General features: G+C 62.5%; 17 protein-coding genes and 1 pseudogene. 4 read left to right on the forward strand and 14 right to left on the reverse strand.

Annotated elements, in window-relative coordinates; all coding sequences use genetic code 11:
• The first annotated feature begins 24 nt into the window (after positions 1–24).
• Complete coding sequence (locus tag DIE06_RS20315; protein WP_124662880.1) at positions 25–1,839, forward strand: ATP-binding protein; 1,815 nt, start codon at positions 25–27, stop codon at positions 1,837–1,839.
• 164 nt (positions 1,840–2,003) lie between these two features.
• Here the strand turns inward: DIE06_RS20315 and DIE06_RS20320 are convergent, their stop codons facing one another.
• The gene (locus DIE06_RS20320) at positions 2,004–2,372 is read right to left on the reverse strand and encodes a flagellar transcriptional regulator FlhD (RefSeq protein WP_124662881.1); all 369 of its coding nucleotides are present in this window, start codon (positions 2,370–2,372) and stop codon (positions 2,004–2,006) included.
• A 277-nt stretch (positions 2,373–2,649) separates the two neighbouring features.
• Between DIE06_RS20320 and DIE06_RS20325 the strand changes: the two genes are divergently transcribed.
• Positions 2,650–3,291, forward strand: a complete 642-nt coding sequence (locus DIE06_RS20325) for a response regulator transcription factor (protein WP_124662882.1) — start codon at positions 2,650–2,652, stop codon at positions 3,289–3,291.
• Between the two features lie 13 nt (positions 3,292–3,304).
• On the opposite strand, the gene flhC is transcribed toward DIE06_RS20325, so the two are convergent.
• The 3 genes and pseudogenes from flhC to DIE06_RS20340 all read right to left on the reverse strand — a co-directional run bounded on the left by flhC (position 3,305) and on the right by DIE06_RS20340 (position 7,006).
• On the reverse strand, positions 3,305–3,922 hold the full coding sequence (gene flhC, locus DIE06_RS20330) for a flagellar transcriptional regulator FlhC (RefSeq protein WP_124662883.1): 618 nt from the start codon (positions 3,920–3,922) through the stop codon (positions 3,305–3,307).
• Positions 3,923–4,253: 331 nt separating this feature from the next.
• A pseudogene (locus tag DIE06_RS20335) lies at positions 4,254–5,567 on the reverse strand (nitrous oxide reductase family maturation protein NosD).
• A gap of 554 nt (positions 5,568–6,121) precedes the next feature.
• Positions 6,122–7,006, reverse strand: coding sequence for a LysR family transcriptional regulator (locus tag DIE06_RS20340; RefSeq protein ID WP_185733432.1), 885 nt, complete (start codon positions 7,004–7,006; stop codon positions 6,122–6,124).
• A 77-nt stretch (positions 7,007–7,083) separates the two neighbouring features.
• On the opposite strand from DIE06_RS20340, the gene DIE06_RS20345 reads away from it, so the two are divergent.
• On the forward strand, positions 7,084–8,385 hold the full coding sequence (locus DIE06_RS20345; protein WP_124662885.1) for an aspartate aminotransferase family protein: 1,302 nt from the start codon (positions 7,084–7,086) through the stop codon (positions 8,383–8,385).
• Between the two features lie 35 nt (positions 8,386–8,420).
• Here DIE06_RS20345 and DIE06_RS20350 read toward each other — a convergent pair whose 3' ends face one another.
• Positions 8,421–9,638, reverse strand: coding sequence for a helix-turn-helix transcriptional regulator (locus DIE06_RS20350; RefSeq protein WP_260433664.1), 1,218 nt, complete (start codon positions 9,636–9,638; stop codon positions 8,421–8,423).
• 184 nt (positions 9,639–9,822) lie between these two features.
• Here DIE06_RS20350 and DIE06_RS20355 point away from each other — a divergent pair, with 184 nt between their 5' ends.
• Positions 9,823–10,095 carry a DUF4148 domain-containing protein gene (locus DIE06_RS20355; RefSeq protein ID WP_124662886.1) on the forward strand — a complete coding sequence of 91 codons (273 nt, stop codon included), beginning with the start codon at positions 9,823–9,825 and terminating at the stop codon, positions 10,093–10,095.
• Between the two features lie 178 nt (positions 10,096–10,273).
• On the opposite strand, the gene DIE06_RS20360 is transcribed toward DIE06_RS20355, so the two are convergent.
• The 9 genes from DIE06_RS20360 to DIE06_RS20405 form a co-directional block, all read right to left on the reverse strand.
• Positions 10,274–10,975, reverse strand: a complete 702-nt coding sequence (locus DIE06_RS20360; RefSeq protein WP_006484776.1) for an ABC transporter ATP-binding protein — start codon at positions 10,973–10,975, stop codon at positions 10,274–10,276.
• Positions 10,975–11,748 (reverse strand): high-affinity branched-chain amino acid ABC transporter ATP-binding protein LivG, encoded by a 774-nt coding sequence (gene livG / locus DIE06_RS20365; protein WP_124662887.1) that lies wholly within the window; start codon positions 11,746–11,748, stop codon positions 10,975–10,977. The genes DIE06_RS20360 and livG overlap by 1 nt, the downstream gene beginning before the upstream one ends.
• On the reverse strand, positions 11,745–13,016 hold the full coding sequence (locus tag DIE06_RS20370; RefSeq protein WP_044846847.1) for a high-affinity branched-chain amino acid ABC transporter permease LivM: 1,272 nt from the start codon (positions 13,014–13,016) through the stop codon (positions 11,745–11,747). The genes livG and DIE06_RS20370 overlap by 4 nt, the downstream gene beginning before the upstream one ends.
• Positions 13,017–13,027: 11 nt before the next feature.
• The gene (gene livH, locus DIE06_RS20375) at positions 13,028–13,954 is read right to left on the reverse strand and encodes a high-affinity branched-chain amino acid ABC transporter permease LivH (RefSeq protein ID WP_124662888.1); all 927 of its coding nucleotides are present in this window, start codon (positions 13,952–13,954) and stop codon (positions 13,028–13,030) included.
• A gap of 185 nt (positions 13,955–14,139) precedes the next feature.
• On the reverse strand, positions 14,140–15,258 hold the full coding sequence (locus DIE06_RS20380) for a branched-chain amino acid ABC transporter substrate-binding protein (protein ID WP_124662889.1): 1,119 nt from the start codon (positions 15,256–15,258) through the stop codon (positions 14,140–14,142).
• Between the two features lie 1,264 nt (positions 15,259–16,522).
• On the reverse strand, positions 16,523–17,533 hold the full coding sequence (locus DIE06_RS20390; protein ID WP_124662890.1) for a hypothetical protein: 1,011 nt from the start codon (positions 17,531–17,533) through the stop codon (positions 16,523–16,525).
• Between the two features lie 452 nt (positions 17,534–17,985).
• Positions 17,986–18,339, reverse strand: coding sequence for a hypothetical protein (locus DIE06_RS20395; protein ID WP_124662891.1), 354 nt, complete (start codon positions 18,337–18,339; stop codon positions 17,986–17,988).
• Positions 18,340–18,394: 55 nt separating this feature from the next.
• Entirely contained in the window at positions 18,395–18,703 is a 309-nt protein-coding gene (locus tag DIE06_RS39560; protein ID WP_185733433.1) for a barstar family protein, read from the reverse strand.
• 150 nt (positions 18,704–18,853) lie between these two features.
• Positions 18,854–19,171, reverse strand: a complete 318-nt coding sequence (locus DIE06_RS20405) for a hypothetical protein (protein WP_124662892.1) — start codon at positions 19,169–19,171, stop codon at positions 18,854–18,856.
• Between the last annotated feature and the right edge of the window lie 88 nt (positions 19,172–19,259).

Below are 19,259 nucleotides of genomic sequence, written 5' to 3' on the forward strand. Positions count from 1 at the left end.
TGCGCACGCCACGGAGCCCGTTGGATGACGATGCACCCGCAGCGGCCGATCGCCGCCGAACAACTGAAAATCGTGTACGGCATCGTGACATTGAGCGTGTCCGGTGGAACGCTGCTGGCCGCCACGCTCGCGATTTCGCTGGACCGCCTCGGGCACCTCGATCCATTCATCGGCCCCGCCTGGGTCTCGTACATCCTCGCCTGCTCCGCCGTCCATTCGTTTCTCGCCTGGCGCTATCGCCGCTCGACGACGAACGTCACGCCCCGGTCCCGCTGGGCGGGGGGATTCATCGTGTGCAGCGCCGCGGCCGGTATCGGTTGGGGCTGGTCGTCGATCAAGCTGGCGAACGGAGGAGGGTTCGAGGTCGAGAGTCTGGCGGTAACCGCCACGCTCGGCGTCGTCGCCGGTGCGGTCCCCGTATTCGGCACCTACCTTCCCGCATTCCTGGCGTTCCTGTTGCCGGCCACCGTCCCGTATGTCGTCGTCGCCGCACTCTCGGACAACCGCGCCCAGCAGGCCACCGCTCCGATGATGTTCCTGTTCATCTGCGTCATCGCCTATCTCGGACTGCTCGCCAACCGGACCGCGACGCAGAACATCCGCCTGCGCTTCCGGGCCGAGCAGCTCGCGAGCGATCTGCGTGCACGCAACAAGACCGCCAGGCGTCTCGCGGACGATCTGCTGCGCCAGAAGCAGATCGCGGAAGAGGCAAATCTGGCCAAATCACGCTTTCTCGCCGCGGCCAGCCATGACCTCCGTCAGCCGTCTCACGCGCTGAGCCTGCTGGTCGGCGCCCTCCGCGGTGCGCAGACCCGGGCGGAAGAGGCACGGATCCTCGTCCAGATCGAGCAGTCGACGGATGCGCTCAACACGCTGTTCGGGGCCCTGCTCGACGTGTCCCGGCTCGACGCCGGTGTGGTGGAGGTACATCGACGGCCATTCCAGGTCGACGTGGTGCTCGAGCACGTATGCAACGATCACATGCTCGACGCGTCGGCGAAAAACATACGACTGACACGCATACCATGCCGCGCGATCGTCGATACCGATCCGGTGCTGCTTGAACGGATCGCGCGCAATCTGGTGTCCAACGCGGTTCGCTATACGGATAGCGGACGGATCGTGGTCGGCTGCAGGCGCCGCGGTGCGCATATCGCCATCCAGGTATGGGACACCGGACGGGGCATCCCGCACGACCAGATCCATCTCGTGTTTCAGGAGTACTACCAGGTCGACAATCCCGAACGCGACCGCGAAAAAGGCCTCGGGCTCGGTCTCGCGATTGTGCGTCGCCTGGTCGATCTGCTCGAATGCGGTCTGACAGTGCGTTCGGAACCCGGGCGCGGATCATGCTTCGAAGTATGCGTGGATCGCAGCGACCTGGCTCCGGCGCAACGCGATGCAACCGAGGAGGCAGTCGTCGACATCACGCAAACCTCCGGGCTCGTCGTTGTCGTGGACGACGAGCTTGCGATCCGCGAAGGCATGTCGAAACTGCTCGGCATGTGGGGTTACGACACGATTGTCGCGGACTCCGGCGACGATGCGATCGAACGGTTATCGGCATGCCCGCGGCGCCCGGACCTGCTCGTCTGCGACTTTCGCCTGCGCGGGACCGAGAACGGCCTGAAGGTCATCGAACGACTCCGCACCGAATACAACCAGGAGATTCCTGCCATGTTGATCAGCGGCGACACGGCCGCCGACCGGCTCGCCGAGGCGCATGCCAGCCATTGCCTGCTGCTGCACAAACCGATCCCGAATGGCAAACTCCGCGCGGCAATCGGCAATCTCATCATGGCCGGCGCGCGGTCGAGGACCGAGGCCGCCGATGACTAGCGGGAACACACGCGCGCAAATTCGGTCCGCTTCACCGCATCACGCGATCGACTTGTGGCCCCCCACGCATCCGCACGGATCCTGGGCGTCCGGCCAGATCGGTACAACCGCGTCCGGCACCCGCGTCACATCGTCGGCCAGCCCCGACCGCCCGGCGTTGCCACTCATATGGAATCCTCATCGTCCGATATGCCGCTCGCCAGCGTCATCGCGACATGCAGGCGCGCGATGTCGACGGATGGCGTCGACCGCGCCAGGGCCTGCATCATCCCGTGCGCGCTCCGACGCGGCACGCAGATCATCTGCCCCGACGACGCGAGGTCGATCATGTGCTTCATCGACAGCGATGCCAGCGCGTTCGCCATGTCGCTCGTCACGCCAAGACGAAACATGCCCGTCGCGCGATCTTCCTGTAGCACGTGCTGCGCAAGCCACAGGTATGACATGTTCAATTCCCATACTGCATCATCGGCGTTGACAATATCCATATTCCACCCCAGATTGCGTCGCGAACCCGATCCATTCGATGCCATGCAGATCCTTCGGTCGCGTCGATGCGCGTTCCCCTGCACGGTGGCAACCGACTCGTATTAGGCACCGGCAAGATTCAGTCTTGGCAAATTTCCCGAGAATGTAAACGCGACGTTAGGCCAATGCCTGGCGCGATTGAAATAAGACCTACGCATCACGACTTTTGACTATAGAATCAAAAGACTCGATGCGACCAAGACGAAAGTCTTAAGACCTTTCCGCTCAAGGCCGAGCCGCTTTCAGCGAGCGGGTTTCCTTGATTCAGCCTGGCTGGTTGTCATGAAGATTCTCATCGTCGACGATCACCCGATCCTCCGGGACGGTGTAGCAGCCTTGCTTCGCCAGGACGATGAAGGCGTAACCGTCGCCCAGGCCGGCAATGCCGACGACGCCATGCGAATGCTCGATCAATGCGCCGACTTCGACGCGATCGTGCTCGACCTGAAACTACCCGGACTGAATGGCCTCGACGCGATATCCGCGATCGCCGGCAAGCGTCCGGAACTGCAGATCATCGTCCTGTCCACGTCCGAGGACGCGGGCGACGTGCGGGCCGCCTTCGCGCGCGGCGCGCTCGGCTACGTGCCGAAATCGGCGGACCCGCGCACGGTGCTGTCGGCGATCAGGATGGTGCTGAACGGCGAGCGCTACGTGCCGCCGCTCGTGCTCGACGAACAGCCGTCAGCCGCCCCGGATGGCCTCAGCCATCCTGCACGGGAGGGCGTCAACGGGCCGCTCACGCAGCGCCAGATCGAGGTGCTGCGGTACGTCGCCGAAGGCGTGCCCAACAAGGTCATCGCGGACCGGCTCGATCTGTCGGAGAAGACCGTCAAAGCGCACATCACGGCAATCTTCAAGGCACTGAACGTGCTGAATCGCACGCAGGCGGCGGCCGCCGCCCGGAAAGCCGGCCTGCTGTGAGCATCCGGCGGCGCTATGCGCGCCCGGCGGCCGAGGCAGGCTCCACGGGAATACGTGCGCTCGCGTCCGCCGAGGCGCCGGCGGCAGGCGGCTCCGGTTTCGCGCGTCCGTTGCGCTTGCCGGCCCGCGCCGGCGGCCGGCATGCGACGCAGACGCGATTGGGCCGCATGTCGTGACGATGAATCACGAACGCGGCGTTGCACCGCGCACAGCGTGTCGTCGACAACACGCCGCCATCGAAAAAGCGAATCAGCATCCATGCTCGTGTCAGGCCGAGCACAGGATCGCAGCCCGCCGCGTCGCATCGCTTCCCGTACATCGCGTAGGCCTTCACGAGCGCGTCGATGCGCGAACATCCCGCGCTGCTCCGCAAGAAGCGATAAATGTTGTGGAACAGCGATGCGTGGATGTTGGCCATCCATGTCATGTACCAGTCGCTGGAGAACGGCAGCAGCCCCTTCGGAGGCGCGGCGCCACGTACCTCGCGATAAAGACGAGCCAGGCGCTCGTGCGGTAGCGCCAGTTCGATTTCGACCATCTGCGGGCGGGCGCCGAGCCGGATCAGCGCCGCGGCGTCGAGGATGTGCTTCGCGTCGTCTGCAAGACTCGTCGTATATTCGCCCCCGTTCATGGCGACTCCTGATCGTCGGCTCGGGGCCGACAGGACATGTTCGGTACGCGAATCGACGCTTCTTCAATTGTGGTTCCCATATCTCACCTCGATCGACAACGAATCAAACTGATGGAGACGTCTCGCAAATCCATGCGAACGAACATGTCCTGTTTCACGGCGCGAATCGTCTGCTCCAGCGTCGATTGCCCGATTTTCAGAAGACAGTCGAACGAAACAGACAGTCCGCGCCGTATGGGCATGTTCGGTTCTTTTTATCGCATATTTCTCCCCCTGGTCAGATCGCATTCCTAACACTCCAGGATTCCGCAACTCGTCCGGCCGCGCGGCTTCATCGCGCCACGCCGGTCGCCAGCGTCGCGACGCCCGGCGACTGCATCAGGCCGATCCGCACGTGGGGCATCGTGGCCGTCACCGCGCCGGTCGCCTGAATCGTTCCCGACGGCGATGCACCGACCGGCTGGACCAGCGCGACGCCGTCCACGGTATTGCCGACGACGACGATCTGGCTGGCCGTACAGCCGCTCGACAGCAACGACACCGGTGTGCCGGCGATCGACGCGAACGCGTTGTCGGCGACCTTGAACTCGCATACGTGGCCGACTGCCCGGAACCCCGCGTAGCCGGATCCCGATACGCGATTGCGGTCACGACAACGTACGACACCGTGCCCGACCATGTATCCAGTTCAAGGGCGCCCTGCTGCGTCGCCTGCAGCCCGTTGTTCACGTTCGCGTTCTGGATGTTGGTCACGACGTTGCTGTCGATGACGACGTTCGACACGCCGTAGGTACGCCAGCTATCCTCCTGTGCGACGAGAATGCCCGCCGCCTTCTGCACGCCGTCGACGGTATTGTTCGAGATCGTCCACTGCCTGCCCGCCGACGACGGCAATGCCGCGCCCCTAGTAGTTCCCCGATACGGAATTGTGGTCGATCAACACGTTGTTGCTGATGCGGCCGTCGCCCAGATAGCTGACGACGGCGATCAGATCGTCACCGGTACCCGTCACCGTATTGCCCTGCACGAGCACGTTGGTCGAACCGTAGGTCGTGTGGATGCCGTCGGCTAGCGTCGCACGCACGGTATTGCCCACGATCGCGACGTTGCTGGCGCCGAACACGAAGATCCCGGCGCCGGCGCCGCCCTGGACCGTCACACCGAGCACCTGAACGCCCGTGCCCGTCACTTCGACCTTGGTCGAAGCCGGTATCGTGAGCCGCGTCGTGCCCGTGCCGACCAGCGTGACGCCCACCAGCGTCGAATCGGCGCCGCTCATCACGATCGTCTGGTCGGACGGATTGGTTGCGACCAGCGTCGCACCGTAGCCCGATACCACGACACCTGACGTCGCCACCGACAACGAGCGACTGACGGTATAGCGTCCCGGCGAGAGTATCAGCGTTTGTCCGACCTGCAAAGCGTTGAGCGCGGCCTGCAACGCGTCGGTCTGGTCACTGCCGTCGCTTGCCGGCTTGACCGTGACGGCCGGCAGCGTGGCGGGCGCCGCCTGTCGCGCGCGCGAGAAATGCCGCGGCGCGGTGTAGTTGGTAAGCGTCGCCGCGTGAACCGGAACCGGGACGCTGGCAACGTAGCATGCCAGTGCGGCGATCCCGGCACTGACGATACGAAATGACCTGGTCATAATGACCTCCTCGTGAGGCATCCGCCCGATGCAGCACGCAATGCGGCAGCATCCGGTCGCATGACGTCGACGATCGGCCGGCGAGCCGGCGCAACCGGTGTCGAACATCGGGGCAGAACGAATTCGTGCGAAAACAACCGGGTGACGCCTCGCTTCAGGTCGTCGCCCGCCCTTCTGCCGAGACAGGCACGCCACTCCCGCGAGAGCAGCTCGATGTCGACGGTGCCGGCAGTGTGCTACCGTCGAACGACACGCCAAGGCCATTGCGCGAGCGATGTGGGTCGGCCGGCCTCGTGTACCAGCCCGTCGTTCATTTCACTCGATTGGAAGTCTATTTCGCCGCCGACGCGTGTAAATCCGACAGAAGACCCGCGACGTCGTAGGACGGGTCGCGAGCCTGCATCGTGCCGGCGAGTGGACCCGCGTACGATCCGCCAAGCCGACACACGCATCGCGCGCCACTGCGGCGGACAGGTTCTGGAATCAGGTCTTCAACATGACAAGGTGTACTTATCGAATTGTCGAAACGAATCCTGCCGGCCAAACTCCGTGCGTCACAACAGCGGCAACGTGAGCCGAATATGCGCCGCGAACGCCGTCGTCAGATGCGAAGGCCGCTTCCGGTCGAACCGCAGCGTGATGCCCACCGCCGGCAGCGGCGGCAGCCCGCGATCGCCGGCGAGAATCGCCAGATCGGCCGGCACCGCCGTCTGCGTCATCACCGCGAACGCCTGCCCGGAACGCACCAGCGCGGTCAGCCCCGCGAGGCTGCTGCTCGCATACGCGACGCGATAATCGCGGCCCGCACGCTGCAACGCCTCGCAGGCCGCAATGTGATCGAGCGTATCCGGATCGGAAAGTGCGAGCGGCAACGGGTCGAACCGTGCGACATCGAGGCCCGGATAACCGATCCAGACGAGTTGCTCGCGACGGATGAAATCGTCCGTCGCCTCATCGTCCGGCAATGAAATCATCGCGAGATCGACCGCCCGCTTGTCGAGGTGTTCAAGCAAGCGCGGTGTCGGCCCGCACACGACCTCGACGATCGCCTGCGGATGCTGGCTCGAGAACTGCCGCAGCAGCGACGGCAGGAACACGGCCGCGTAATCGTCCGGGCAGCCGAACCGGATCGTGCCCGACAACCCCGTGCCGCACAGGTCGGCCATCGCCTCGTCATGCTGCCGCAGGATGCGCTGCGCATGCACGAGCAGCCGCTCACCGGGGTGCGTCAGCACCACGCCGCGGCCGGTGCGCTGGAACAGCGGCTGGTCGACGCTCTCCTCGAGCCGTCGCATCTGCTGGCTGAGCGCGGACTGCGTGCGGCCGACCCGCGCCGCCGCGCGGCTGAGCGAGCGCACCTCGGCAATGACGACGAACGAGCGCAGCAGATCGATTTCCAGCGAGCGGCCCAAGGTATTAGCTCCTTTTCTACCTTGCATAAGCACTATTCGTTTCCATAAAACCAGACCGGCGCCTAGACTGCAAGCGATCCTTGGCCCTTGTCCGGAGAACCCCGATGTCGCTGAACGACGACGCCACTTTCTGGCACAACGCCAGCCAGCACCTGATCCGCTACGGCGGGACGTTCGAGCCGATGATCATCGAGCGCGCGCAAGGCAGCTTCGTCTACGATGCCGACGGCCGCGCGATCCTCGATTTCACGTCGGGCCAGATGAGCGCGGTGCTCGGGCACAGTCACCCGGAGATCGTCTCCGTCATCACCGAATACGCGGGCAAGCTCGATCACCTGTTCAGCGGAATGTTGTCGCGTCCGGTCGTCGATCTCGCGACGCGCCTCGCCGACATCACGCCGCCGGGGCTCGATCGCGCATTGCTGCTGAGCACCGGCGCGGAATCGAACGAAGCGGCGATCCGGATGGCGAAGCTCGTCACCGGCAAGTACGAGATCGTCGGCTTCGCGCAGTCGTGGCACGGGATGACGGGCGCGGCGGCGTCCGCCACCTACAGTGCCGGCCGCAAGGGCGTCGGCCCGGCCGCCGCCGGCTCGTTCGCGATTCCGGCGCCGTTCACGTACCGGCCGCGCTTCGAGCGCAACGGTACCTACGACTACCTCGCCGAACTCGACTACGCATTCGACCTGATCGATCGCCAGTCGAGCGGCAACCTCGCCGCGTTCATCGCGGAGCCGATCCTCAGTTCGGGCGGCATCATCGAACTGCCGGAAGGCTACATGGCGGCGCTCAAGCGCAAGTGCGAGGAACGCGGGATGCTGCTGATCCTCGACGAAGCACAAACCGGCGTCGGGCGCACCGGCACGATGTTCGCGTGCCAGCGCGACGGCGTGACGCCCGATATCCTCACGCTGTCGAAAACGCTCGGCGCGGGGCTGCCGCTCGCGGCCGTCGTCACCTCAGCACAGATCGAGGAACGCGCGCACGAACTCGGCTACCTGTTCTATACGACGCACGTGTCGGACCCGCTGCCGGCCGCGGTCGGCCTGCGCGTGCTCGACGTCGTGCAGCGCGACGGCCTCGTCCAGCGCGCGAACGTGATGGGCGACCGGCTCCGGCGCGGGCTGCTCGACCTGATGGAGCGATTCGACTGCATCGGCGACGTGCGCGGGCGCGGGTTGCTGCTCGGCGTCGAGATCGTCAAGGATCGGCGGACGAAGGAACCGGCAGACGGGCTCGGCGCGAAGATCACGCGCGAGTGCATGAACCTCGGGCTCAGCATGAATATCGTGCAGTTGCCCGGCATGGGCGGCGTGTTCCGGATCGCGCCGCCGCTGACGGTCAGCGAAGCGGAGATCGATCTCGGGCTGTCGCTGCTGGAGCAGGCGATCACGCGCGCGCTGTAACAGAACGACAAGCGCTACGCCGCGCGCCCCATGACCTAGTCGTGCCGCCCGATCCGGAACACGCTGCGCAACTCGTCGTGATTGTGTACGTTGAGCTTGCGATAGATCTTGCGAACATGATCGACGACCGTGCTGTCGCGCAGCGCGAAGCCACGCGCAATCTCGCTGTGCGAGCGGCCCAGCACGAGTTGCTCGCAGAGTTCGCGCTGCCGTTCGGTCAGGCCGAACGCGAAGCCGAGCCGTTCGATCATCAGCTTGAGCGGCGGAAAGTGTTCGATATAGATCACGATCGCGAAATCGCGTTGCAACGCGGCCGTGTCGTTACACCGATAGGCCATGAACCGGAAGCGGCCCGCATTGTTGCGACGCTCGAACGTCGGGGGCGGCGCCGGATAGCCGCGCCAGATCCGGTTGATGTTCGACCGAAGCGGCGTGAGCCAGTCCGGCAAGCGTTCGTGACGGTAGAACGCGAGCGGCTCGCCGGTTGCGAGCGACAGCATCCGGATGCTGTCTGCGTTGTACAGCAGGAGCCGCCCATCGTCGTCGACCACCACGATCGCCGACAGGCTGCATTCCGATTCGTGCAGCGTCGGCTGCACGGGCCGCGACAGTGCGTGAGCGAGATGCCGCGCCACGGGTTCGATGTCGCGATGATTCTGTTCCGAGAACGGGCGACAACCGGGAGCACGCGACAGCAGCAGGCTGCCCCAACCGCGCGTGCCGTCTGTCGCGGTCAGCTCGAGGCAGTGGCGCATCGACACCGGCCGCCACAGGTCCGCATACATCTCGCTCGACAACAGCGCACCGTCGTAGTGCGCGCTGTTGTCGAAACCGCGCCCGCGGCGCATGGCATCGGAAAACGTGACGCCCAGCACCTCCTGCCGGGAGGTGTTGTGGATATTCGCGAAATACGTCGGCAATAACGTGTAGACCGTGTCATTTTCGCTGCACACGTCCGACACTGCGTAGTGCGCATCGGCATAGAAGAACATGCCCCAGTCGGCACCGACGACGCGCCGTGCCGCCTCAATCACATGAGGAATGACGAGCTGCGGCTCGACGGCAAGCGAACAGAGTCGACGAATATGACTGGTCAGCGCGACGTGCTTGTCAGACATGAATGCGCTCCTCGGGCGTGCGCCAGATTCATTCTCACGTTCCGCGATATCCGTCCAGCTTAGACACTCCACATGACAACGACGACAATTACCCCCTTTCAAGAGGGCGTCAATCCGGCAAGCGGGTTCTATCATTCCGCCATTCCGGCTGCATGTGCGTGACGAACCCATTGCTGCGTTCGGCTTCCGGAATTTGTCCGACGCAATGCGATTGCGGCTGAAGCAGCCGCACGCAGGCGAAGTGTCGGCCTACGCGGACGATGCGGAATCCGCGTCGGTCGCGTTGTTGTTGCATCGCTTTTTCATGTGAGGTGCCACGATGAAGAGCATGTACAAGGCCGCACTGGCCGTGATCTGTGTAGTGGGCGCATCGGGGCTTGCCAGGGCTCAGGACGACGGCGCCGCGACGGCGTCGAGCAAGCCGTCCGACTCGGCGATCAGCGCGACATCGATGGGCAGCATGCCCAGCGCGGGTTCGCAGGCGGGGGCGCGAACCGGCATCACGCGCGCGCAAGTCAAGGAGGAACTCCTGCGTATGCAGAAGTCTGGAGAACTCCAGCGTCTCAACGAGTTGTATGGCGGCGGCCAGTAGCGGCGCACCGGCTGACGGACGACAGCAATCGCGCCGCGCTGCATTTGCGCGACGTGCTGAAAAGCACGTTCAGGATCAGCCAGGGAGAGGAAGACAAGGCCGTGACCGGCCTTGCATGTGAAGCGACAACCAAGGCGGCAAGCACCGCCGGCCCGTTGCAGGCCGGCGGCCTCCTTCATCAACCGCCGAGGTACGCCTGCTTGATCCGGTCGTTCGCGAGCAGGTTCGCGCCCGTATCGGCGAGCACCACGCGCCCCGTTTCGAGCACGTAGCCGCGATCGGCCACACCCAGCGCCTTGTTCGCGTTCTGCTCGACGAGAAACACCGTGACGCCTTCGTCGCGGATCGTCCGGATGATGTCGAAGATCTGCGCGATCACGAGCGGCGCGAGACCGAGCGTCGGCTCGTCGAGCAACAGCAGGCGCGGCTTGCTCATCAACGCGCGGCCGATCGCCAGCATCTGCTGCTCGCCGCCCGACATCGTGCCGGCCCGCTGCGCCGCGCGTTCCTTCAGGCGCGGAAACAGCTTGAACACGTGCTCGATGCCGTCGTCGATCTCGTGACGGCTCGCGAAGAAGCCGCCCATCTTCAGGTTCTCGAGCACCGTCAGGCTCGGGAACACGCGCCGCCCTTCCGGCGAGATCGCCATCCCCTGCCGCATGATCTGGTGCGTCGACATCGCGGTGATGTCGTTGCCCTCGAACAGCACGCGGCCCGACGACGCGCGCGGCGTGCCGCACACGGTCATCATGAGCGTCGTCTTGCCGGCGCCGTTGCTGCCGATCAGCGTGACGATCTCGCCCTTGTTCACCTCGATCGACACGCCCGCGAGCGCCTCGACCGCGCCGTAGTGCGTATGGACCTGTTCCAGCTTCAGCATCACTCTTCCCCCAGATACGCCTTGATCACGCGCGGGTCGTTGCGGACCGCTTCCGGCGTGCCGATCACGATCGGCCGGCCGTGCTCCATCACGAGGATGCGGTCCGACACGCCCATCACGAGGCTCATGTCGTGTTCGATCAGCAGCACCGATACGCCGAACTCGTGGCGCAGCTTGTCGATCAGGTGCTGCAGCTCGATCTTTTCCTGCGGGTTGAGACCGGCCGCCGGCTCGTCGAGCATCAGGAGACGCGGCTCGGTGATCATGCAGCGCGCGATCTCCAGACGCCGCTGGTGCCCGTACGACAGCGTGCCCGCCGGCCGGTTCGCGACCGACGTCAGCCCCATCCGGTCGAGCCACACGGCCGCGCGTTCGAGCGCTTCCTGCTCGGCGCGGCGATACGCGGGCGTCGAGAACAGGCCAGGCAGCAGCCCCGCCTTCACCTTGCGATGCTGCGCGACGAGCAGGTTCTCGACGACGGTGAGCGACTTGAACAGGCGGATGTTCTGGAACGTGCGCACCAGGCCCTTCACCGCGATCTTGTGGCTCGGCAGCCCGCCAATCGCGTGGCCGTCGAGCACGACCTCGCCGCCGCTCGGCTTGTAGAAGCCGCCGACGCAGTTGAACACCGTGGTCTTGCCCGCGCCGTTCGGCCCGATGATCGCGAACACCTCGTTGCGGCGCACGTCGAAATCGATGCCGTCCACCGCGAGCAACCCGCCGAAGCGCATCTGCAGCCCGGCGACCTTCAACAGTTCTGCATTCGCGCTCATTGCGGCAGCTCCACGTGGGGACGGCTCGCGGGCAGCAGGCCCTGCGGACGCCACATCATCATCAACACCATCACCAGACCGAAGATCAGCATCCGGTATTCGGCGAACCCGCGCGCGACTTCCGGCAGCACGGTCAGCAGGATCGCCGCGAGAATCACGCCGAGCTGCGAGCCCATCCCGCCGAGCACGACGATCGCGAGGATCAGCGCCGATTCGATGAAGGTGAACGATTCAGGATTCACGAGGCCCTGACGCGCCGCGAAGAACGCGCCGCCGATGCCCGCGAACGCCGCGCCGAGCGTGAACGCCGACAGCTTGATGCGCGTCGGGTTCAGGCCGAGCGAGCGGCACGCGATCTCGTCGTCGCGCAGCGCTTCCCACGCTCGGCCCATCGGCATGCGGATCAGGCGGCTCGTCACGAACAGCGTGAAGCCGACCAGCACCAGCGCGATCAGGTACAGGAAGATCACCATGTGCTCGCCGCTGTATTCCAGCCCGATCAGTTCATGGAAGGTCTTCGCGCCCTCGACGCTCGCCGAGCGCGCCATCTCGAAGCCGAACACCGTCGGCTTCGGAATGCTCGAGATGCCGTCCGGGCCGCCGGTGAGGCTCGTCAGGTTGTTCGCCAGCAGGCGGATGATTTCACCGAAGCCGAGCGTGACGATCGCGAGATAGTCACCGCGCAGGCGCAGCACCGGGAAGCCGAGCAGGAAGCCGAACGTCGCCGCCGCGATCGCCGCGATCGGCAGGCACTCCCAGAACGACAGCCCGAAATACTGGTTCAGCATCGCGTACGTATAGCCGCCGACCGCGTAGAACCCGACATAGCCGAGATCCAGCAGCCCCGCGAAACCGACCACGATGTTCAGCCCGAGGCCGAGGATCACGTAGATCAGCGCGAGCGTCGCGACGTCCACGGCACCACGCGAGCCGAAGAACGGCCACACCAGCCCGACCGCGAGCAGCACCCAGATGATCGCGCGCTGCTGCTGCGCGCCCATCGCGGGCATCGCCGGCAGCTTCACCGCCGATTTCGCGCGCACGAGCCACGGCTTGAACAGCTGGAACAGGAACACCGCCGCGACCGCGATCCACACCGGGCGCCAGTGCGGCGTGAGCACCACCTGATAGCCGTCGAGTTTCAGCTGCAGGCCGAGCACCGGAATCGTGAGGATCGCCGTCAGCAGCGCGGCGGCCGCGGCATTCTTCAGCGCCTGGCCGACCGACGCGTCGGCGGCCGGGCGGCGAACGGAAATGACTTGACTCATCTGCGTCTCCCTCAGACCTTTTCGATGTCCGACTTGCCGAGCAGGCCGGTCGGGCGGAAGAGCAGGATCAGCACGAGCAGGCCGAACGCGACCACGTCCTTGTACTCGGCCGGCATGTAGCCTGCGGCGAAGGTTTCGGCGAGGCCCAGCAGCACGCCGCCGAGCATCGCGCCCGGGATGCTGCCGATCCCGCCCAGCACCGCGGCGGTGAACGCCTTGATGCCCGCGACGAAGCCGATATACGGATTCAGCTTGCCGATCGTCAGCCCGATCAGCACGCCGCCGACGGCCGCCAGCATCGCGCCGAGCACGAACGTGAACGAGATCACGCGGTTCGTGTCGATGCCGAGCAGGTTCGCCATCTTCATGTCCTCCGCGCACGCGCGGCACGCGCGGCCCATCCGCGAATGCGAGATGAACAGCGTGAGCGCGATCATCAGCACGATCGTCACGCAGACGATCAAGAGACGCGCATACGGAATCGTCACGTCGAAGTCGCCGCCGAGATGGATCTCGAATGCGCCGGAGATCAGCACCGGCACGGACACGTCGCGCGCGCCCTGGCCGATCTGCACGTAGTTCTGCAGGAAGATCGACATGCCGATCGCGGAGATCAGCGGCACGAGGCGCGGGCCGCCGCGCAGCGGGCGATACGCGACGCGCTCGACCGCGAAGCCGTACAGGCCGGTGACGATCACCGACACGATCAGTGCGGCGCCGAGCACGAGCGGCAGCGGATAGCCGGCGGAGATGCCGATTGCAGTGAGGGTCACGAGGCCCACGTAGGCGCCGATCATGTAGATCTCGCCGTGGGCGAAGTTGATCATGCCGATGATGCCGTAGACCATCGAATAGCCGATGGCGATCAACGCATAGATCGCACCCAGCGTCAGGCCGTTGACCAGCTGCTGGGCGAATTGCGGAAAGAAGTCAGTCATGTGCGGGAAGCTCCCGTTGGCGCTGGGTCGCAGGCCGTCGCCGGATCACGGCGTTCGGCCGCGCGCAACGCACGGTGTCGTCTCGGGCCGCCCTCTTTGGCCGCGCACGGGGAATGCACGGCCAAATGCGCACGCGCCCCGTCCGGGTCTCGGACAGGGCGGGTGCGCGGGCGGGTACTTCGTTATTACCGGGCGGCGGTCTTCGTCGCGTCCTTGTGCCACGTGTAGACGACGAACTTGAACGCCTTCAGGTCGCCCTGTGCGTCATACGCGACCTTGCCGATCGGCGTGTCGAACGTCGTCTTGTGCATGTACGCGGCGACCTTCGTCGGGTCCGTCGTCTTCGCGCCCGCGATCGCGTCGGCGATGATCTTCACCGCTGCGTACGACGGCATCTGGAACGGGCCGTTCGGGTCGCGCTTCTTGTCGGCGAATGCCTTCACGAGCGCTGCGTTGGCCGGGTCGGCCGAGAAGTCGGCCGGCAGCGTGACCAGCATGCCTTCCGAAGCCGGGCCGGCGATCGCCGTCACGTCCTTGTTGCCCACGCCTTCAGGGCCCATGAACGTGGCCTTCACGCCCTGCTCGCGCGCCTGGCGCATCAGCAGGCCCATTTCCGGGTGGTAGCCGCCGAAGTAGACGAAGTCGACGCCTTGCGACTTCAGCTTCGTGATGATCGCCGAGTAGTCCGAATCGCCGGCGTTGATGCCTTCGAACAGGACGACCGGGATCTTCGCGGCTTCGAGGTCCTTCTTCACCGACGACGCGATGCCCTGGCCGTACGACTGCTTGTCGTGCAGGATCGCGACCTTCTTCGGCTTCACGTTGTTGATGATGTAGTGCGCGGCGGCCGGGCCTTGCTGGTCGTCACGGCCGATCGTGCGGAACACGAAGTGGCGCTTCTTGCCTTCGGTCAGCTGCGGCGCGGTGGCCGACGGCGTGACCATCACGATGCCTTCGTTTTCGTAGATGTCGGATGCCGGGATCGTCGAACCCGAGCACACGTGGCCGATCACGTACTTGATCTTCTGGCTGACGATCTTGTTGGCGACGGCGACGGCCTGCTTCGGTTCGCACGCGTCGTCCATCATCACGACTTCAAACTTGTTGCCGCCCGCACCGCCTGCCGCGTTGATCTGTTCGATCGCGGTCAGCGCGCCGGCCTTCACCATGTCGCCGTATTGGGCGACCGAGCCGCTCATCGGGCCAGCGATGGCGATCTTCACGGTGTCCGCTTGCGCGGCGGCGGCGCCGGCGGCGAACAGCACGGCGGCGACGGAAATGGACGTAAGACGGGACAGCGTCATCTGGGAGCTCCTCGATGTTGTTTAGTCATACGGGCAAAGGCGGCATGACTTGCGCAATCGAACAGCACCCGGGGCGAGGACATGGGACACGCCCGAGACACATGAAGACGGACCTGCGGATAGATGTTGCGTAGCGGGGCCCGGCTCTTGCAGTCCCCCAAGGGGGACGTCTGGTTCGGAAAGACATCGTGATGCGTCTTGCATTGCGCAAGCGTTTCGCCTGCCCCGCTTGCCAACTGCTTGGTCGGAGGGATGGTCCGACAGCCGTTGGCAAGGCAGTCGAAATTATATGGGGGTTTTTAAATCGTCTGTCAAAAATGCCGGCGTTATGAGGGAAAACACGGAGAAACTTGCCGGTTCCTAGGTGGCGATGGGGGAGCAACTTGGCAGGGGTGGCAACGTTTGCGGTGGGTGCAATTGGGTTGCGATTTTGGGTGGGTTGGTGGTTTTGAGGCTTGTGGGATAAGGCGTTCAGCGATTTTCGGGTGGGCGGCGTGCGATCTTCTCGTTTTATAGGGTTCGATCTATTTAAATCAATCGACTGATGATTGCACTGACCTGCACCGTTGCGGGGCGTTGGGTTGGGGTGGAAAATCCTTCCATATGCTGACGCTTTTGCCGTGCACGAAAGCTTGTTGTTATTTTTATGAAATAATTCGAACTCGCTTCTGCAATCCAGCCAGCCTTCCTGCGTGTCGCGTCCGCCGCGCCTCGTAGTCGCTTCAGAGCCGCTTCGACACCCATCCGTCGCCGAACCGCCAGCCAGTGATCTGCCGTATTTTCTCATCGCTTACCTGCAGTCGTGCCCAAGAGTCGTTGGCGCTTGTACTCTGGTCTTCCGACCCGGCTGCTGCTTTAGCGCGAATCAAAGACAGTGGCTGGTTTGCCAACGGCGAATTTGAAGCGATTCCGCCTCCCACTTGACACCACGACGGCGCTTACTCTCGCCGTTAGCATGGGCAACACAGGAGGCCATTAGTCGACGACGGCTTTCGGACGTGGAGCGGTCATTTAAATGACGGTATTCCGGGATTGATGACCGGCAGCTGCTGGTCGACAACGCGCGTTATGATTGCCTTTCGAAAGCAGCCACTGACTCTCCGGTATCGTGTTGAATGACCGCTATCTGACGCGACGGCGCATCGGCAGATCCCGGCCACAATCTGCCGCTCGGCGAGCGGAGAAATCTGTCGTTGGCGCGGCCGCAATACTTCGGAACCTGACGGAGGGGGTACGTACACAATTCGACCAAAGGCGACGTTCGTCAATCGACGTGGATATGAATCGCTTGATCTAGGAGAGCGAGGGGGTTCAGTAAGGCCAGCAAATTATCAACCGCGTTGACAGCCTGTGTTGCTGCGCTTGTGGTCGCAACTTTTCCTTGGTGTATCGCGTCGTTCCGGGGTTTCACCACCAGTTGGCGAAAATCAATGTTCGGCAGCGGGACTGCAAGTGTACGCGCCAGCTCAAGTCGTCCACCGAGTGTCTGGAAATGACGTTGTTTCAGAAGCTTTCCGGAGTCTTTGCCAGTCTCGTTGCATCGCTTAACGATGGCTTTCGTGAGTACCACTTCTGCTGCGGTTGCTGAATCGATAACCACCTTACGATAATCCGCCCTTCGCAGCGCCCTATACGCATCTAGCTGGAGCGAATATTCCAGCGATGGTCGCACCTGGGACGAACACAGGCTACATATCTGTTTCAGTTGCGTCAGCTTCAGACGCGTGTCTTCGCGCGAGCTTGTGATGGTGACGTGGATATTGTCGTCATAAGCCCAGACATGTTTATCTTCTGCGTCCCGATAGAACAAATGCAGTCCGGAAACCTCTCCCGTGGCTTCGATAGCGCGGGTCCGTCTTTGCTTGGTGATCAACTCCAGAAATTCATCGAACGTTGAGCGCCACAGCATGAACGCATCACGGATTTGGATTCCGGCGGACTGCAGTTCCGATTCCTGAATCACGAATTCGAGCAGCACACAGTTAACGCTGGCGTTCCCAGCCGGATAACTCGTTGGCCGCCCCCACCAGATCGGTTCGCCACCGCGCTTCCAATCTTTCGCTATCTCGGGGGAGACTAGAGGCACGTTCAGGGGATCGCTCTCAGTGGGCGACCAATCGGCCAGGCTGGGAAACTCAACCGTTCCTTGTACCCCGCCAACGGAAACGACTTCCCTATGTCCTAACACGTCACGCGCGCATGTAATCGCTTCTTCAAACCACGCAATCCCGTAGACGGTGCGTGTGGAAGTCGCCAAAGCCGGTTCTATTGTCATTGTGATTTTGTCGCGTAACCTCGGTAGGCGAGTATTCTACGCGATGCACGAAGCCGATCCCGAATGCAGCAATGGTCGACAACTTGCCGGCCGACGTGCCGCGCGAAATGGCCGTTTCAGTTTGAAACCCGTCATATCCCTCGCATTGGGTCGAAGGGCGGTTGTGGGTCGGGAGTGTGAGTTCGCTGATGCAGGAAGCTGCCGTTCGGCTGCACAATGCCGCCACCGTCGGCAAGCCGCCACATAGCTGACGTCGTCCCCAGCCAGCCCCAATGTCAGCAAAGGCCGAATTGTGCACGTAGTTCGTCCGTCAGGTTTCTGATGTATTGCAGCCGTTCCAACGGCAGGTTTTTCCGCTCACTGAACGATAGGTTGTGGCCGACAGCGACTGCCGCGCGGACGACGCATACAGCATCGCACTGTTGGTCTGCGTCGCCAGCCGTTGCTTAAAATCAATCTAAATCTGGATATATTTCACGCAAACCCTCGAATCGATTAGCTCTCGACCACACCGCACGCCGCCAACTAATTTCACCATTTTTTAAAATCAACCTAACCTCATCCTCAAATTCAGCACATAATTTGCTACCCGACTCGACACAGATATCGATAACATGATTTTCGTCACATAAAAATTTTCCAAGCCGATCAATTCTATCAATAACTTTTATGGAAAACTCATGTCCATGCCACTCCGCGAAATATCGACCCTTCCTATCTTCTACAACGAGACACGCAACGAATGCCGCCTCAATTTTTTTGATAAGATCAAAAAAATCTATATCATCCAAAATAATCACACTCAAACACCGCCCGCCACTAGCCATTACAACAACCCTCGAGCACGCCTCGTGTTAATAATTAATTTTCTATTTGAAAAACCATGAGCACCTTCACTCTGGATACCGTTGCACTCGGATCCACCGATGAAACGCTCAGATCAGTGAATATATCTATTGCGATAGAAAAAGCGTCCGGCACTGCTGCCTTCATGCGTCCCGAATCTCGCCAGAAGACTGCGATTTTCTCTCCCTGCGCCTCATCTAAACCCGACCAAAGCGAGTCAGCCAAAGCGTCCCAGCTTCGATTACTATGCAATGACGGATCTAGCGGACAATTGCTGCAAATCGCATCGTAAAACTGATTCTTAGATGCGGCTCCTTCGGGCACGAAAATAACTAATCAACCGCCGCGACTGCATTCTTCCGCAATGCGTTTCGCCCCGATCGAATCGACCACATAAATTCCAGGCTTATCCAGCATCACGAATCACCCAATCCGGACAAATACAAAACCTTCCATTCAAATATTACATTGACACTAGTCCCCAGGCCTTTCCCAAACCTTAATACTCTCCACTGCCCTCTCAATATCATTCATATCATCATCACCCAATGAGGAGTCAAATTTCGCCGATATTATTTCTCTCAATTTGGCGAGCTTTTTGGTTACTTTATTCTCATCAATAAACCGCGTTGTTTCTACGCAGCACTCCAAATCTCCATTCCCGAAGACCCTGCTAGGCTCGTGATAATATGCCCCGATATTTCTCAAAGAAATCAACAAATATTCAAGCTCACAAAGAATCGAAAGGGCTTCAAACCCTGATAATTCAATTTTTTCGTTACCTTCCAACATAATCATCTCCGCCGCATGATCTCTGGATTTGAAAGTAGGATATCTCCCTTTACCCTAAGCTCTTCCTTGCCGTAGCGCGGATTCTTAA

It is taken from the genome of Burkholderia sp. Bp8998 (assembly GCF_003854235.1).
GTDB lineage: Bacteria > Pseudomonadota > Gammaproteobacteria > Burkholderiales > Burkholderiaceae > Burkholderia.

What these genes read in the sequence shown, in the direction of transcription:
- DIE06_RS20360 (WP_006484776.1), bottom strand. Translation starts at nt 10,975, where the DNA reads ATGCTGAAGCTGGAACAGGTCCATACGCACTACGGCGCGGTCGAGGCG.
- DIE06_RS20390 (WP_124662890.1), bottom strand. Translation starts at nt 17,533, where the DNA reads ATGACAATAGAACCGGCTTTGGCGACTTCCACACGCACCGTCTACGGG.
- DIE06_RS20405 (WP_124662892.1), bottom strand. Translation starts at nt 19,171, where the DNA reads ATGTTGGAAGGTAACGAAAAAATTGAATTATCAGGGTTTGAAGCCCTT.
- flhC (WP_124662883.1), bottom strand. Translation starts at nt 3,922, where the DNA reads ATGAACGGGGGCGAATATACGACGAGTCTTGCAGACGACGCGAAGCAC.
- DIE06_RS20370 (WP_044846847.1), bottom strand. Translation starts at nt 13,016, where the DNA reads ATGAGTCAAGTCATTTCCGTTCGCCGCCCGGCCGCCGACGCGTCGGTC.
- DIE06_RS20340 (WP_185733432.1), bottom strand. Translation starts at nt 7,006, where the DNA reads ATGCAAGGTAGAAAAGGAGCTAATACCTTGGGCCGCTCGCTGGAAATC.
- DIE06_RS20355 (WP_124662886.1), top strand. Translation starts at nt 9,823, where the DNA reads ATGAAGAGCATGTACAAGGCCGCACTGGCCGTGATCTGTGTAGTGGGC.
- livH (WP_124662888.1), bottom strand. Translation starts at nt 13,954, where the DNA reads ATGACTGACTTCTTTCCGCAATTCGCCCAGCAGCTGGTCAACGGCCTG.
- livG (WP_124662887.1), bottom strand. Translation starts at nt 11,748, where the DNA reads ATGAGCGCGAATGCAGAACTGTTGAAGGTCGCCGGGCTGCAGATGCGC.
- DIE06_RS20350 (WP_260433664.1), bottom strand. Translation starts at nt 9,638, where the DNA reads ATGATAGAACCCGCTTGCCGGATTGACGCCCTCTTGAAAGGGGGTAAT.
- DIE06_RS20345 (WP_124662885.1), top strand. Translation starts at nt 7,084, where the DNA reads ATGTCGCTGAACGACGACGCCACTTTCTGGCACAACGCCAGCCAGCAC.
- DIE06_RS20325 (WP_124662882.1), top strand. Translation starts at nt 2,650, where the DNA reads ATGAAGATTCTCATCGTCGACGATCACCCGATCCTCCGGGACGGTGTA.
- DIE06_RS20320 (WP_124662881.1), bottom strand. Translation starts at nt 2,372, where the DNA reads ATGGCATCGAATGGATCGGGTTCGCGACGCAATCTGGGGTGGAATATG.
- DIE06_RS20380 (WP_124662889.1), bottom strand. Translation starts at nt 15,258, where the DNA reads ATGACGCTGTCCCGTCTTACGTCCATTTCCGTCGCCGCCGTGCTGTTC.
- DIE06_RS20315 (WP_124662880.1), top strand. Translation starts at nt 25, where the DNA reads ATGACGATGCACCCGCAGCGGCCGATCGCCGCCGAACAACTGAAAATC.